At 73.9% G+C, this 14,786-nt stretch carries 11 protein-coding genes; 3 read left to right on the top strand and 8 right to left on the bottom strand.

Features of this window, described 5'->3' with window-relative positions:
- Positions 1–22: 22 nt before the first annotated feature.
- On the bottom strand, positions 23–382 hold the full coding sequence (locus GQF42_RS08410) for a DUF779 domain-containing protein (protein WP_158919016.1): 360 nt from the start codon (positions 380–382) through the stop codon (positions 23–25).
- 104 nt (positions 383–486) lie between these two features.
- Positions 487–843, bottom strand: coding sequence for a VOC family protein (locus GQF42_RS08405; protein ID WP_158919015.1), 357 nt, complete (start codon positions 841–843; stop codon positions 487–489).
- On the opposite strand from GQF42_RS08405, the gene GQF42_RS08400 reads away from it, so the two are divergent.
- Positions 779–2,020, top strand: a complete 1,242-nt coding sequence (locus GQF42_RS08400) for an amidohydrolase (RefSeq protein WP_456115202.1) — start codon at positions 779–781, stop codon at positions 2,018–2,020. The two genes, GQF42_RS08405 and GQF42_RS08400, sit on opposite strands and share 65 nt — an antisense overlap.
- Before the next feature lie 7 nt (positions 2,021–2,027).
- Here the strand turns inward: GQF42_RS08400 and GQF42_RS08395 are convergent, their stop codons facing one another.
- From GQF42_RS08395 to GQF42_RS08370, 6 genes are all read right to left on the bottom strand, one after another.
- Entirely contained in the window at positions 2,028–2,654 is a 627-nt protein-coding gene (locus GQF42_RS08395) for a DedA family protein (RefSeq protein ID WP_158929927.1), read from the bottom strand.
- 126 nt (positions 2,655–2,780) lie between these two features.
- Positions 2,781–3,710 carry a hypothetical protein gene (locus GQF42_RS08390; RefSeq protein WP_158919014.1) on the bottom strand — a complete coding sequence of 310 codons (930 nt, stop codon included), beginning with the start codon at positions 3,708–3,710 and terminating at the stop codon, positions 2,781–2,783.
- Positions 3,711–3,803: 93 nt separating this feature from the next.
- Positions 3,804–4,418, bottom strand: coding sequence for a hypothetical protein (locus GQF42_RS08385; RefSeq protein ID WP_158919013.1), 615 nt, complete (start codon positions 4,416–4,418; stop codon positions 3,804–3,806).
- 74 nt (positions 4,419–4,492) lie between these two features.
- Positions 4,493–5,797, bottom strand: coding sequence for an MFS transporter (locus GQF42_RS08380; protein ID WP_158919012.1), 1,305 nt, complete (start codon positions 5,795–5,797; stop codon positions 4,493–4,495).
- Positions 5,794–6,936, bottom strand: coding sequence for a PLP-dependent cysteine synthase family protein (locus GQF42_RS08375; protein WP_158919011.1), 1,143 nt, complete (start codon positions 6,934–6,936; stop codon positions 5,794–5,796). The genes GQF42_RS08380 and GQF42_RS08375 overlap by 4 nt, the downstream gene beginning before the upstream one ends.
- A 716-nt stretch (positions 6,937–7,652) precedes the next feature.
- Positions 7,653–10,427: an ATP-binding protein gene (locus GQF42_RS08370; RefSeq protein WP_158919010.1), complete on the bottom strand. Its 2,775-nt coding sequence runs from the start codon at positions 10,425–10,427 to the stop codon at positions 7,653–7,655.
- A 234-nt stretch (positions 10,428–10,661) separates the two neighbouring features.
- Here GQF42_RS08370 and GQF42_RS08365 point away from each other — a divergent pair, with 234 nt between their 5' ends.
- Both GQF42_RS08365 and GQF42_RS08360 read left to right on the top strand, forming a co-directional pair.
- Positions 10,662–13,673 carry a helix-turn-helix transcriptional regulator gene (locus GQF42_RS08365; RefSeq protein WP_158919009.1) on the top strand — a complete coding sequence of 1,004 codons (3,012 nt, stop codon included), beginning with the start codon at positions 10,662–10,664 and terminating at the stop codon, positions 13,671–13,673.
- 69 nt (positions 13,674–13,742) lie between these two features.
- Positions 13,743–14,729: an alpha/beta hydrolase gene (locus GQF42_RS08360; protein ID WP_158919008.1), complete on the top strand. Its 987-nt coding sequence runs from the start codon at positions 13,743–13,745 to the stop codon at positions 14,727–14,729.
- Positions 14,730–14,786: the final 57 nt, after the last annotated feature.

Raw genomic sequence — 14,786 nt, 5'->3', positions numbered from 1 at the left:
ATGGCGGGGGACGGCGGGCCGACTAGGCGTCGACTACGCGAGAACGGGTGAGAAAACGCACCCCCTCGGGTGCTTCCAGGGAGAAGCCGCTGCCCCGTCCGGGTACGACGTCCACGATCAGCCGGGTGTGGCTCCACGCCTGGTACTGGCTGCGGGACATCCAGAAGGTGACGGGCTCCGCGACGCCCTCCACCGCCAGCTCCGCCAGCAGCACGTCCGAACCGCCGGTGCGGAACTCGCCGTCCGGGTAGCACATGGGCGCGCTGCCGTCACAGCAGCCGCCGGACTGGTGGAACATCAGCGGACCGTGCTCCGCGTGCAGCCGCCGTACCAGCTCCGCGGCCTGCGGGGTGAGTTCGACGCGGGGGACTTCCTCTTCCATGGTCACCGTCCTGGGGAGCCGGGGCGCGCAGCGCTGGACCCGACCCAGTCTCACGGTTCGTCACAGACCCGTCCAGAAGGCGGTGTTCCGTCCAGGGGACGGGGTCAGCGATGGCTGAGGACGTCCACCACGCGCCCGTCGGGGTCGCGTACGAAGAACCTCCGTACGCCCCATTCCTCGTCCGTGAGCGGGTGCACGATCTCCGCGCCTCGCTCCCGCATCGCCGCGTACGCCGCGTCCACGTCGTCGACCTCGATACTCAGGTCCGGGGCGACGGGCGCGGTGCGGTCCTCGCGCATCAGGCTCAGCTGTGCGGCCGGGTTTCCGGGGGCGGCCAGTGTCGAGATCCAGCCGTGGTTCATGACCTCCTCCAGCCCGAGCGCTCCGTAGAACGCCGTGCTCCGCGCCGGCGCGGCCGACTGGACGTCGGGTACGAGTCGACTGGACGTCGGGTACGACACGGCGTACCTGCATCGCGCGGCTCCGCTGGTCGCACAGGACGGGCGGATCAGTTTCCTCGGCGACGATCCGGACGCCCGCGCCCTGGCCGGGCCCGGCACCACCGTCGTGGACCTGCGCGGCGCGGTGGTCACCGCCGGCCTCACGGACGGGCACCTGCACCCGGCGTCCGGCGCCGAGCGCACCATGGCCGCCTCCGGCCTCACCGGCGGGCACGCCATGGACGCGAACGGCGACAGCCTCGCCGTCTACGCCGCGCTCGAGGCCGCGGGCGCCCTGTCCCTGCGGCTGCGGATCGCCCCCTGGTGCCGGCCGGAGGCGGACGACGCCGCCGTCGCCGACCTCGTCCGGCTCCAGGGCACCGGAGGCGGGCTGTGGCAGGTGGCGGGCGTGAAGCTCTTCATGGACGGCACGATCGACAACGGCACCGCCTGGCTCGAGACCCCCGACTGCCACGGCGAGTCGGCGCACGCCTACGGGCCGGACCCCCAGCGCTACACCGAGGTCGTCGGGACCCTGCACCGGGCCGGTGTACCCACGGCCACGCATGCGATCGGGGACGCGGCGGTACGCCATGTGCTCGACACGGTCGAGAAGGCCCAGGCGGTGGACGCCGGAGGCGTGCCCGTAGCCGTGCGCCATCGCGTCGAGCACATCGAGACCGTCCCGGACGACACCGTACGGCGGTTCGTCTCGCTCGGCGTGGCCGCGTCGATGCAGCCCACGCACTGCTGTGAGTTCACCCGCGCGGACCACACCGACAACTGGTCGCGGCGGCTCGGTGAGGAGCGTGCCGGGCGGGCGTTCCGCTGCCGAGACCTGTGGGACGCCGGAGCGCGGGTCGTGCTCGGCTCGGACTGGCCCATCGCGCCGTATTCGCCGCTGAAGGTCATGGCCGGCGCCCGGCACCGCCGCCCCGCCGACCTCTCCCTGCCCCCGCACGGCCCCGCCCAGGCCCTCACTCCGCTCCAGGCCCTCCAGGGCATGACGCTCAACGCCGCCTGGGCGGCGGGGGAGGGGGAGGAGGTCCGGGCGGGCCGGGTCGCGGTGGGTTACCGCGCCGACCTGACGGTCCTGGCCGACGACCCGCTGGCGGTGGCCGATACGGATCTGGCGGCGCTGCCGGTGCTGCTCACGGTGGTCGGCGGGCGCGTCACCCATCGGGAGGCGGGGGTGTGAGGCACTCTCAGCGGCGTTCCCGTCGAGTCCGCCATGCCTCGATCAGCAACGGCAGCATCGACACGACGACGACCGCGCCGACCAGCAGCAGCAGATAGTCGTCGATCCGCGGGACGGACGCTCCCAGGCTGTAGCCGGCGAGGACGAGCGCCTGCGACCACAGCACACCGCCCACGGTCTGCCACAGCGTGAAGGTGCGCACGGGCACCCCGAGCGCGCCCGCCACGGGGTGCAGGACCGTCCGCAGGAACGGCACGAACCGCCCGATCATCAGCGCCTTTCCGTAGCCGTATCCCGCCAGCAGCTCCTCGGCCCGCGCTGCCGCGGCCTTCACCCGCCGGCGGGAGGTGCGCGCCAGCAGCGCCCGTCCGCCGCGCCGCCCGATCAGGTACCCCACCTGGCCGCCGGCCACCGCCCCGACGGCCGCGCACACCAGCACCTGCCACAGCGCCAGCCGGGGCGGCTGCTGCGCGGTCCCGGCGCACAGCACGCCGGCCGGGAACAGCAGCGTGTCGCCCGGCAGGACGAAGCCGACCACCAGCAGACCGGATTCCGCGAAGATCACCACCAGGACGCCGATCGCGCCGAACGCGGCCAGCACCGAGGCGCTGTTCAACGGGTTGACGGCGATCACCGGGGTGCGCCTCCTGGCCTCTGCGCGAAGCTGCTCGCTCACCAGCATCGCTCGCCCGGCACGAAACCGCCCGCGCCCTCTCGGGCGCGGGCGGTACCCGCACTGCTCGCAGTCAGGCCGGGGCGCTCAGCCGACGTGCAGGGTGAGCGCGGCCGTGTGCAGTCGACCGGCCGTCCGGAACTGCAGGAACAGCCGCCAGTTCCCGGACTGGGCGAACTCGGCGTGGAACGTCAGGGTCGGTCCGCCGTGGTCGCCGTCGACCTTGGTCTGCGGGTGCAGGTGCGCGAAGGCCAGGTTGCCCTGGTGGAAGGCGGTCAGGTGGGCGTAGGTGTCCAGGTAGGGCTGAAGGCTGGTGACCGGCTTGCCGCCCTTGGTGACAGTGGCGGTCAGCTGGTGGGCCATGCCGGCCATCGGCTCGCCCTTGACGGTGAGGGTGTAGCCGTCGACCGTGGTGGTGCCGGACGCCTTGGCCAGGGTCGTGGTCATCGCCATTCCGGGCACCTTCACGGTACGGCTGAGGACGAAGTCCTCGCCCTTGCCCGGGCCGCCGTCCGGGGTGAAGGAGGCATACAGCCGCCAGCTGCCCGGCCGCAGCGCGGCCAGCGGTGCGGTCCAGGTGCCGTCCTTGGCCATGACCGGGTGCACATGCTGGAAGCCGGTGAGGTCGGACCGGATGGCGTAGAAGTGCATCCGCTGGGTCTGGTCGACGGCGAAGCCGGTGACCGGTTTGCCGTCCGGACCGGTGATGGCGAAGCGGTAGCCGGTCGCCCTGCCGGCGGCGAGGGTGGTGGTGGCGGAGGTCATCCGGTACCCGTCCTTCGCCTCGGCGAGTCCGTTGCCGGTGGCGGCGGTGCTCATACCGGGCATGTCGGCCATGTCGCCGTCCGATGCGGAGGGGGACGGCGTGCCGCTGTGTTCCGTGCCGGACATTCCGGATGCGGTGGAGCTGTGGTCGGAGCCGGAGGCGGAGCCGCAGGCGGTCAGGGTGACGGCGAGTGCCGCCGTGGCGGCGGCTGCCGCGAGAACACGACGAGTCGTGCCAGGGGTCTTGGACATGAATGTGTCTTTCCAGGTGGGGCGCCGTCACACGGCGCAGTGAACGTGGGTCCCGGCCGGGCCGTGGCACGGCGCCACAGCCCGGGGGACACCTCACGTCCGCGTCACGCACACCTGGAGCAGGAGGTCTCGCCCGCCGACCGGTGGGCCCCGGTGACGTGCCTCGCCGTACGGCCGCCGGGCCCATGGCAGCAGGACAGCCGCCGGGAGCGCGCAGGCGACCGCGGTCGACGGCGGCGGCGGCACTCCGGGGCGGGTCGTGGTGGTGGCCAGACACAGCTCGCCCCGCATGGCCTCGGCCGGCCGCGCGGTGGCCTCGAGCGGACGCAAGGCGGCATTGCCGGCTGTCGCGCGGGGGGCACCGGGTGCTGCCGCGGCGGGGGCTACCTCCGTATGTGTGGTGCTGGGGGCTACGGCCGTGTGCGCCGCCTCGGGGGCCACGGCCGTAGCCGCGGCCATCCGGGCAGGTACCGTCTGCAGGCCGACCGTGTGCGTGGCCCCGGCCATATGCTCCTGCGCCGACCGCATGCCGACGTGCTCCGTGGCCGCGCCGGTCGTGTCGGCCGTCCCGGCCGTCGCGTCCGCTGCCGACGGCATGGCGGCCGCGTCCGGTGCGGCCCCGTGGCAGCCGCCGTTGGCCGCGGCCGGGCCGCCGTGCATGAGGAACAGGCCGAGCAGCACCGCGACCAGCACAGCGGGACGCACCACTCGCCGGTGGGTACCGGCTGTGCGGGAGGCGGGCTGCGGGGCAAGCACGGCACCACCTTAATCGGCCCGTGGTCTCACCGCGCGCGGCCGTCACCCGGATACCCGGCATCGGAGGGACGGCCCCGCATCCAGGACGCGACCGGCTCGGGCTGTCGCACCGTCAGCCGTCCGCCGTGCGCCAGAGCGGTCACTGCCGCGGCGCACCCCACCCCCGTGGCCGTCAGCGCCGTCCAGGTCAGCCACATGGCACCGTGCCGCAGCGCGAAGTCCCACAGCGCGCCGACGCCCAGGTTGCCCAGGGTGATACCCAGGCCGGAGACCGTGTTGTAGAGGCCGTAGTGCGTGGCGACGAGGCGGTCCCCGGACAACGCGACCACGGTCTCCATCTCGAACGGGTAGACCACCGCCGCACCGGCCGCGAGGAGCACGACCGCCGTCAGCAGCGCGCCGAGCACCGCGGCGGGCGCGGTGCGCGGGGCGAACACGAGCGGCAGGAACGCGAACCCCATCGCGACCAGGCCCCGCACCAGCGCCTGTTCGGGGCGCCACCGCTCCTTCGCCCATCCCGTCAGGCGCAGCTGCCCGGCCACGGCGACGGATGCCGAGACCACGAACAGGCCGCTGGTCACCGCTGTACCGCCGGAACCGAGGGCGTCGGCGGCGGCGAGCGGCAGGGCGAGGTAGACCTGGAAGGCCAGCACGTAGGAGCCGGTCATTGCCGTGGCGAACAGCAGGAAGGGCCGGTTCGCCACGACGGAGCGCCACTGTGCGGTCACACCGATTCCTGCGGCGCCGGCCGACCGGCGCTCGCGTGCGGGCAGCGCCCGCCACTGGAGCAGGGTGAGCCCGGCGAAGACGGCCGCGGCGGTCGTGCACACCAGGCGGAAGTCCGCCGCCAGCAGGGCAAGTCCGACGAGGGGGCCGAGCAGCATCCCGGCCTGGTAGTGGACGTTGAAGACGGCGAACGCGTCGACGCGGCGCTCACCGGCCTCCGCTGCCAGGTAGGCGCGGACGGCGGGGTTGAACAGGGCTCCCGCGAAACCGGTCGTGGCGGAGGCGGCGATCAGGGCAGGCAGGTCGTCGACCCAGCCGAGCAGGCCGAAGCCCACCGTGCGCAGCAGACAGCCCGCCATGATCGGGGCCTTGTAGCCGAAGCGGTCGGCGAGGGTGCCGCCGATGAGGAACATCCCCTGCTGGGAGAAGTTCCGCACGCCGAGCACGAGCCCCACGGCCCAGGCCGCCAGGCCGAGTCCGTGGGAGAGGTGGGCGGCCAGGTAGGGCATCAGCATGTAGAAGGCCAGGTTGATCGCGAACTGGTTGGCCATCAACAGGCGTGCTGGAGCGGGAAAGGAACGGGTCAGCTGCCCCAGGCGCCTCATCCGGCGGCTCCGTTCGCCCGCGCAGTGCCGTCCTGGCCGAGCGGGGCGCCGACGTGGGCGCAGCGGGTCCAGCGCGTGACGGTCCGCTCGCCGGGGTGGGCGATCTCGTCGGGGTCGTCGGCGGGTGTGTGGTCCAGCAGGCCGTGTGTACGGCAGTAGGCGTCGTCGTAGACCGTGCCGACGTAGCGCTGCGGCCCGTCCGGGAAGACGGCGACGATGCGGTTCCCGGCGGGCAGGGTACGGGCGAGCCAGCGGGCGACGAGGGCGACGGCGCCGACGCTCCAGCCACCGGTCGCATAGTGGTCCCGGGCCAGGCGCCGGGCGGCCCAGACGGCTTCCCGGGCGGCGACCCAGTGCACCTCGTCGAACAGGTGGTGGGCGACGTTGCGGGGGTGGACGCTGCTGCCCAGGCCGCGCATCAGCCGGGGCGCGGCGGGCTGGCCGAAGATGGTCGAACCGGTCGCGTCGACTCCGACCACGCGCAGGCCGGGGTGGAGCCGGCGCAGCACGCAGGCGGTGCCCGCGGAGTGGCCGCCGGTGCCGACGGAGACGACGAGCGTGTCGACACGGTCGAGCTGGGCCGCCAGTTCGTGGGCGAGCGGGGCGTACGCGGCGACGTTGTCCGGGTTGTCGTACTGGTTCGGGTGCCAGGCGCCCGGATCCCCGGCCAGGATGCACTCGACCCGGTGCAGACGCGCCTGCTGCCAGCCGCCGACCGGATGCGGGTCGGTGACGGCGTCGATCTCGGCTCCGTACGCCGTGAGCAGGCCGCTCATCAGGGGTTCCATACCGGGGTCGGTGACGACGGTGACCGGATGGCCGAACGTGGACCCGGCGAGTGCGAGGCCCAGGCCGAGCGTCCCCGAGCTGGACTCCACGATCCGGGCGCCGGGACGCAACTGCCCGCGTGCGCGGGCCGCGCGCACCATGTGCAGGGCGGCACGGTCCTTCAAGCCGCCGGGGTTGAGCCCTTCGAGCTTGGCCCAGAAGCCGCGCCCGGCGGCGGTGAAGGGCTCCGCGATCCACAGGAGGGGGGTGTCTCCGACCAGACCGGCCGGTGTCCGCATCGGCCGCCGGGTGGGTCCGGGGAGCAGTACGGGGTTGTGGGTGTGGGTGTGCGTGTGCGCAGGGTGGTGCATGGTGTGTTTCTCCTGCGGCCGGGCAGCGCGGGGCTGTCGGCCGTGAGACGAGGGGGAGGTGGTCGGCTGCCGCCGTGCCCCGGTCCGAGTGCGCGACGCGGGAGCCCGGCTGACGGCCGATCAGGTCCGCCACACACCCAAGCGTGCGAGAGACCGGCCGACCGGCGCATCGTCGGCCGCGGTGCCAGGGGGCCGACCGGCCATGGCCACGGGTCCGGAAGGCGCGGTGACTGCGCTGACGGGCACGGCCCCGTACCCTGGCGCCGGCCCCGGCTGTCCGGTCGGGCCGATGTCACGCGGCGCCCGGATCGACGGCTCCTCCGCGTGACAGCACCGCTCGTGCGGTCCCTGTCCGGAATCGCCGTGCGCATCCGCCACCACGACGGGACCGGCGGCCGGACGTGAGTCGGCCGCAGCGGGCGATGCCGGGCCGTGCGCACACGCCAGCACATGCAGCAGAGCGGCCAGAAGCACCACGACCGCCGCTGCCGTGCGCACCACGGAGCAGCGGTCGCGGTGTTCCGGGCCGACCCTCATGGATGCACAGGGTAGGTGCACGGGCACGCGAAGTGACGGCAGGGCGCGCGCTGAGCGGTGTTCAGACGGGTTTACGGCCGCGGATGACCCGGATCCTGGTCCGAGAACCGACCCGGGCGTGCAGTGGGGGCATCGTCACCGGCATCGCGCGGGGCGGCCGGGGTGAGGCCGTGACCGGATCACTGCGGCGGATCCTGCGAGAGGGCGTCGCGGAGTTGGGCCCTGACGCGGACACCCAGCTTGGGGAAGATCTTGTGCAGGTGGTAGCCGACGGTGCGGGGTGAGAGGTACAGACGGGCCGCGATGTCGCGGTTGGTCAGGCCCTGGGCGGCCAGTTCGGCGATCTGCCGTTCCTGCGCGGTCAGTACGTCCGCCGCACTCGCGGCCGTCGTCGCTGCCGTCGGGGCTCCCGCGGCCCGCAGCTCCGCGGCCGTGCGATCGGTCCAGGGCCGGGCGTCGAGCCGCTGGAAGCACTCCAGCGCCGCGTTGAGGTGCGGGCGTGCCTCGGCGCTGCGGCGGTGCCGGCGCAGCCACTCGCCGAAGTCCAGTTGGGCGAGCGCCTTCTCGAAGGGCCAGCAGTCGGCGGCGGCGTCGGTGAGCGCGGCACGGAAATGCGCCTCGGCGTCCTCGGCGTCGCTCAGCAGGGCGGCGGCCCGGTGCAGAACGGCGGCCAGCCGCGGTGACCGGTCGGGTTCCATGCTGTGCTCGACGGCCTCCACCACCGTACGCGCGTCGTCCGTCCGGCCGGCGCGGACCGCCGCGGCGGCCAGGTCGCCCAGGTGGTAGACGGAGGCGTGGTAGTGCACAGGAGCGGGGCGGAAGTCGCGGGTGAAGGTCGCCCGCAACTGGTCGTAGGCGTCGGCGTGGTCCCCGGCGACGAACGCGGCCATCCCCAGGGCGTGCCGGTGCCTCACCTGCAGGCTCAGGGACCCGCGCAGGTCCACGCCCCGTACGGCTTCCATGGCCTGCGTCCGTGCGGTCGCATGGTCCCCCCGCAGTGCGCGCAGGGTGGCCTGGAGGATGCAGGAGCCCAGGGTCACGTTGTCGGCTCCCGCCTCGGTCGCCATCCAGAACGCCTCGTCCGCCGCCTCCTGCGCTGCCGTCCACGAACCGCTCTCGAAGAGGGCCAGAGCGAGCGCCTGCGAGACGGTTGCGTTCGTGCCCGCGCTGCCGGCGCGGCGTATGACGTCCATGGTCTGCCCGAGAAGGCGAACGGCCTGTTCCGTCTCGTCCAGGATCCAGGTCGCGCCGCCGAGCGACGTGAGGTCCTCCAGAGACTCTGCCGACATGGCGGCCAGCGCGTCCTTCAACAGCCCGCTGAGCCGGGCCCGTTGACTGTGCGGGTCGCCGGCCGCCCGGGTCCAGGCGAGGGCGGCGGGATTGCCGGTTTCGTCGATCAGGTCGCCGATCCGGCGCAGTTCGGCCCGGTGGAACGCCGTCCCGGAGTTGTAGACGGACGTGGCGGCGGTGGCCAGGGTGCCCAGTGCCAGGTCCGGTGCCGAAGCGGCCGTGCGTTCGGCTACTGCGAACAACAGGGCCAAGGCCTCTTCGTGACGGAGCGTCACACCCAGCGCCCAGCCGCCCAGGAGGGAGGCCTCCGCCCGCAACCGGGTGTCCTCGGTCAGGTCGCCGACCCGGCCGCTGATCTCGCCGACCCATTGCGGATGGCCGGCGAACATGGCGGCCTGCGCGGCCATCAGCAGGCGCCGGGCACGCAGTTCCGGTGCCGGGGTCAGCTGCGCGGCGCGCTCCAGTGCCGATGCGGCCGCCGCGAATCCGCCCCGGGCCCGGGCGCGCTCGGCGCTCTCCGCCAGGGCGTCGGCGACCTCCGCGTCCTGACCCGTCGCCGCGGCGGCCAGGTGCCACGCACGGCGGTCCGGTTCCCCGGCGAGAGCGGAGGCCAGGGCGAGATGGGCCTGGCGACGCTCGGCGAAGGAGGCCGAGTGGTAGATGGCCGAGCGCACCAGCGGGTGGCGGAGCAGCACCTGGCCGTCCTCGATCCGCACCAGTCCGACGCGCTCCGCGGGGGCAAGTGCCTGGACGACGTCCGACGACGGGGCGGCGTGCACCAGGTCGGCCAGGTGCCCGGTGCTCGCAGCGGCCACCAGGAGCAGTGCCTCGCGCGTGGGCTCGGGCAGCCCGGGGAGGTCGGCGGCGAACAGGTTCTCCAGGCGGGCGGTGAGCGGCAGGGCGGCGCCGCCCTCCTGACCCGTGCCGGTCCGGCCCCGGGCCAGGGCCCTGCACAGCTCGATCAGGGCCAGCGGGTTGCCGGCGGCCTGCTGGAGGATCTGGGTGCGAGCCCTGCCGCGGGGCGGGGCGGGCTGGGCGTTCAGCAGCAGCCCTGCCGCGGCCCGGCTCAGCGGGCCCACGGTCACCTGGGGGAAGTCCCGGTCGAAGCGGGCCGGCACGGAATCCTCCCGGGCGGCGACCAGCATCACCACCGGCTTGCCCTCCAGACGCCGGGCGAGGAAGGCCAGCACGTCCACCGAACCGAAGTCCAGCCACTGGGCGTCGTCCACCAGCAGGAGCAGGGGCCGGTGTGCGGCGGCGTCGCCGATGAGGGCGAGCACGCTGATGCACAGCGACAGCTGGTCGAGAGCCGCTTCGCCCGGCGCCGCCGTCAGCCCGAAGGCGCGGTCGAGAGCCTTCCGTTGCTGGGCGGGCAGTGTGTCGCCGGGAAGCAGCGGATGCAGGAGCTGATGGACACCCGAGAGCCCCAGTCCGGCCTCGCCCTCGCTGCCCCGGACACGCAGCACCCGCAGGCCGCGGGCCTTGCCCTGCTCGGCCGTCCAGTCGACGAGGGTGCTCTTGCCCGCTCCCGGCTCCCCGGTCAGCACCAGCACCTGGGAACCGGTGCCGGCCACCGCTCCGAGCAACTCCTCGAGACGGGAAAGCTCGACCGATCTGCCCAGGATGCCCGGGTCGGCAGGGTAATCGGGACCCACGTGCACCATGGTCGTCTCCTCCAGCACCGGTGATCATGCCCCGGTCATCCTGTCACCCACGGCCGACCGCACGCGCACGAGCCGCGTACGGCCGCCGTTCGCGGTCCCGACACCGTTCAGCACCGGAACCCGGGAAGGACCGGTCATGTGACAGAAGCAGCTTGGCCGGGTGTCCCCGATCATTGACTCGGCCAGGGAACATGCCCACCGCCGTGGGCAGCCGAACAGGTCCGGAGTAAGTGCATGACGGTCCATCCATCCCGATCGGCGGCCGGCGAGGAAGCCGCCCGGCGGTCCTGCCGTACGGCGGCGTCACGGCCACTGGGCCGCGACAGCGAGATCGAGCGGATCCAGCGCTGCGTGACGGGACTGCCCGGCAGCCCCCAGGCGCTGCTGCTCCTCGGGGAGGAGGGGATCGGCCGTACGACCTTGCTCCACCACGCCCGGGAACTGGCCACCGGCGACGGCATGCTCGTCCTGTCGGCGCAGGGCTGGGCCGCGGACCGTCGGCACGTCCGCGCCTGTCTGCAGCAGCTGCTGGTGCCGGTCCTGGACGAGTTGCCCGGCCTGCCCGCCGTACACGGACAGGTGCTGGGCGCCGCCATGAACCCCGGCGCCCACGACGGCGGGCCGCACCAAGGGCCGGACGACGGACAGGTGCAGGCCGCACTGCTGGCGTTGTTGGAACGGCTCGCCACATTCCGGCCGGTACTGGTGTGCGTGGACGACATCCACGCCTGCGACCCCGCCTTCGTCTACGCGCTCTGCGCGGGGATCCGGCTCCTGGCCGGCCGCCCGGTCAGGCTGCTGCTCACCGCGCGCGGTGAGGCGCCACCGCCCGGTCTGCCCCCCGGTTTGGAGACCGTGCACCTGGGTCCGCTGAGCGCGATGTCGGCCGCGGCGCTGCTGGACCGGCAGCCGACCGCGCCCACCGGCCGGCGCAGGCTGGAGATCCTGGACGAAGCCGAGGGCAGCCCGTTGGCCCTGGTGGAACTGGGCCGCCGTGCGTCCGTGGCCTCCCGAACGGCAGGCGCCGACGCTGCTGTGGCCCGGCGCCCGCTGACGGCACACGCCTTCGCGGCGCGACTCGACGCGCTTCCCCCCGAGACGGGACGGGCTCTGCTGTACGCCGCGGCCGCCGAGCCGGGGGAGAGCGTCGCCGCCCTGATGGCCGCGCTGGACACCGACGACCTCGCGGTGTGGGCCCCGGCGGAGGCGGCCGGTCTGGTCTCGCTGATCGAGGACCGGCTCGTCTTCCGACATCCGCTGGCCCGGTCGGCCGCGTTCTCACGGCACCTGGCCGGTGACCGGCAGCGGGCCCATCTGGACCTCGCCGCGGCCGTCACGCAGCCGGAGAGCAGAGCCCGTCACCTGGCCGGCGCCACCTTGCGTACCAACGAGTCCGTGGCCGCCGCGCTCGAGGACTCTGCCTGGCGGCACGGGGACGTCGTGGGCACCGCGAGCGCCCTGGAGCGGGCCGCCCGGCTCAGCCCGCAGCCGCGGGAACGCGCACGCCGGCTGGCCGAGGCCCTCGTGGCCGCGCATGCGGTGGGAGATCCCGGCTGGGTGAGGGACCTGTACGGCCGGTTCGTGCAGGACCCGGGGGATCCGGAACTCGCCTGCGCGGCGGCCGGTGCCCTGGCCTCGATGCTGTCACTGGAGTCGGCCCAGCGGGAGGCCTTCAACCTCCTGGTCGACGCCTCGGAGCATTTCCCGGCGGTCGGCCGGCCCGTCGCACTCGCCCTGACGGCGGTGGCAGCGGGCATCACCGTCCAGTCCGGACTGCCGGAGCACCGTGCCGACCTGTCCAGGCTGCTCGACCGCGCCCGGGAGGCCGGCGGTGGCCGGGGGGCCGACGGTGCTCGCGAGGCAGAGAATGGCCGGGAGGCCGTCAGTGCCCGCGAGGCCGACGGTGTTCGCGAGGCTGATGATGACCGCCAGGAGGCCGACCGCGCCTGCGAGGTCGACTACGGCCGGGAGGCCGAGCGTGTCCACGAAGCCGACGGTGTCGGCCGGCCCCGGCCCACCGTGACCGGGCCTCTGGGGCGTCTGGACCGGCCGGACACGCGGCAGGCTCTGGACGCGCTGGTCACCGCGGTGATCCGGCGGCAGGACACGACAGGCTCGCCGACGGGCCTCGGTCGTGGGCACGGTGCGCCGCTGGACGGCCTGGAGACGCCGGCCTGCCGTATGGCGGTGCTCTCGGCCGCCTACCTCGCGGACGAGGCGGACGTGTGTCTGGGACAGTTCCGCGAGAGCGACGCCCAGCTCCGGACCGCCCGCGCCTTCGGTCTCCGCGGCTGGACGGTTCTCGCCCTCGTGGACACCCTCGTGGGCATCGGGTGGTTCACCGAGGCCGAGGACCTGGTCCGGGAGGCCACGGCCGAGACCGTGGTGCTGCGCCTGCCACGCCTCCAGGCGGATCTTCAGGCACAGGCCCTGGCCCTGCAGGCGCTGCGCGGAACGGTCCCCCCGGAGCCCTGGCTCACCCCCTCGATCTGGCGCGGCGTCTGCCTGGACGAGAACCGGGCCACCCAGGCCCGCCTGCTGCGCGCCCGGGGACTCGCCTCCATCGCGCTCGGCGACTGGGACGGCGCCTGGCGACACCTGCGCGAGTTGTTCACCGGCGACGGCGCGCCGTTGCACCCCGTCCTGTCGCCGCGGAGCATCGCCGAACTCGCGGTCGCGGCCCAACGCACCGGCCGCACGGCCGAGGCCGTTGCCCTCCTGGCGCGCGTCCGGGCAGAGCAGGGAGATCGCCCGAGCATCAGGATGACGCTGCTCCTGCACCATGCCACCGCCCTGGTCGACCCGGACGAGGACGCCGAGCAGCACTTCCACCTCGCCCTGGTCAACCACGAGGCGGACCGGTGGCCGTGGGAACGCGCCCACGTCCGCCTCAACTACGGCATCTGGCTGCGCCGCGGCCGCCGCACACGCGAGGCGCGTCAGCAGCTGACCACCGCGCGGGAAACCGCCGAACGCCTCGGCGCGGGCGCCCTCGCCGCGGCCGCCGCCCGCGAACTGCGCGCCAGCGGAGCGGCACCCACCCCCGACACCTCGGGTCTGCTGGAGCAACTGACGGCACAGCAACGGCAGATCGTCCTGATGGCCGCGCGCGGCCTGTCGAATCGTGAGATCGGTGAACAGCTCTTCCTCTCGCCACGTACCGTGGGCTCCCACCTGTACAACGTCTACCCGAAGCTCGGCATCAGCCGCCGCCAGCAACTGCGTGACCTCCTCCAGGACAGGTGAGGCGGGGACCGGGCGGTTCCGTACGAACCTGCCGACGAGCGGCGCCGCCCAGACAGAGGGGAGTGCGTGATGCGGAGAGCCCCCGGAGGCCGGCCGGGCGGTGAGTCCCGCGCGGCCGTCGTCCTCGACCCCGTGGTGCGGCGGCTCGTCACCGCCGCCGCCGCGCCCCCGTCCCTCGACGACCTCGGCCCCGACACGGCGCGGCAGGCGCTCCGGGAGGCCCAGGTCGACCGGTTCGAGGACTTCGACGTGGACGCGGTCTACCGCGTGGCCTCGGTCGGCCCGTCCGGGCTGCTCGGATTCTGGACCGTCCGCCCGGCGGGCGCGACCGGCCCGCTGCCCACCCTCCTGTACGTGCACGGCGGCCGGTGGACGCTGGGCGACGCGCAGACCCATGCCCGCCTCATCAGCGAGGTCGTCAGGGGCGCGCAGGTGTGCGCCGTCGTCCCCGAGTACAGCCGCACCCCCGAGGTCCGCTACCCCGTGGCGCTGGAGGAGTGCTACGAGCTGCTGACCTGGGCGGTCTCCCGAGCCGACGAACTCGGCCTCGACGGGCGCCGGGTGGCCGTGGCGGGCGACTGCGCCGGTGCCACGCTGGCTGCCGCCGTGACCATGCTGGCGAAGTCCCGTGGCGGGCCACGGCTCAGCGCGCAGCTGCTCTACTACCCGCTCACCGACTCCCGCTGCGACAGCCCCTCGCAACGGCAGTTCGCCACCGGATACCTGCTCACCCGCCGTGCGCTGCGCACGTACTGGGCGCGCTACGTCACGGACCCGGCCCTGCACGACGAGCCCACCGCGTCCCCGCTGCGGGCACGCACCGAGGACCTGGTCGGGCTGCCGCCGGCACTGATCGTCACCGCCGAGGCGGACGTGGCCCGGGACGAGGGCGAGCAGTACGCGCGGAATCTGTGCGAGGCCGGGGTCGAGGCGTCCGCCGTACGGTTCCTCGGCACGGTCCACGACTTCGTGGCCCTGCATGCCCTGGACGACAGCGCGCCCACTCGGGCGGCTCTCCTGACCGGTTACGCCTTTCTGAGTGCCCGTTTGCACTGAAGCGTGCGGAACGGGCAGGTCGACCAGTCGACCGACTGATGCGTGGTGTCGCGCCAC

The sequence above is a fragment of the Streptomyces broussonetiae genome (assembly GCF_009796285.1).
GTDB classification, from domain to species: Bacteria; Actinomycetota; Actinomycetes; order Streptomycetales; family Streptomycetaceae; genus Streptomyces; species Streptomyces broussonetiae.
Note: the sequence above shows the minus strand (reverse complement) of the source record. Positions and strands in the feature narration are given on the sequence as shown.

Bases quoted from the DNA above. Each gene is read 5' to 3' on its own strand.
- GQF42_RS08410 (WP_158919016.1), bottom strand. From the start codon at position 382: ATGGAAGAGGAAGTCCCCCGCGTCGAACTCACCCCGCAGGCCGCGGAG.
- GQF42_RS08390 (WP_158919014.1), bottom strand. From the start codon at position 3,710: ATGTCCAAGACCCCTGGCACGACTCGTCGTGTTCTCGCGGCAGCCGCC.
- GQF42_RS08380 (WP_158919012.1), bottom strand. From the start codon at position 5,797: ATGAGGCGCCTGGGGCAGCTGACCCGTTCCTTTCCCGCTCCAGCACGC.
- GQF42_RS08375 (WP_158919011.1), bottom strand. From the start codon at position 6,936: ATGCACCACCCTGCGCACACGCACACCCACACCCACAACCCCGTACTG.
- GQF42_RS08370 (WP_158919010.1), bottom strand. From the start codon at position 10,427: ATGGTGCACGTGGGTCCCGATTACCCTGCCGACCCGGGCATCCTGGGC.
- GQF42_RS08365 (WP_158919009.1), top strand. From the start codon at position 10,662: ATGACGGTCCATCCATCCCGATCGGCGGCCGGCGAGGAAGCCGCCCGG.
- GQF42_RS08360 (WP_158919008.1), top strand. From the start codon at position 13,743: ATGCGGAGAGCCCCCGGAGGCCGGCCGGGCGGTGAGTCCCGCGCGGCC.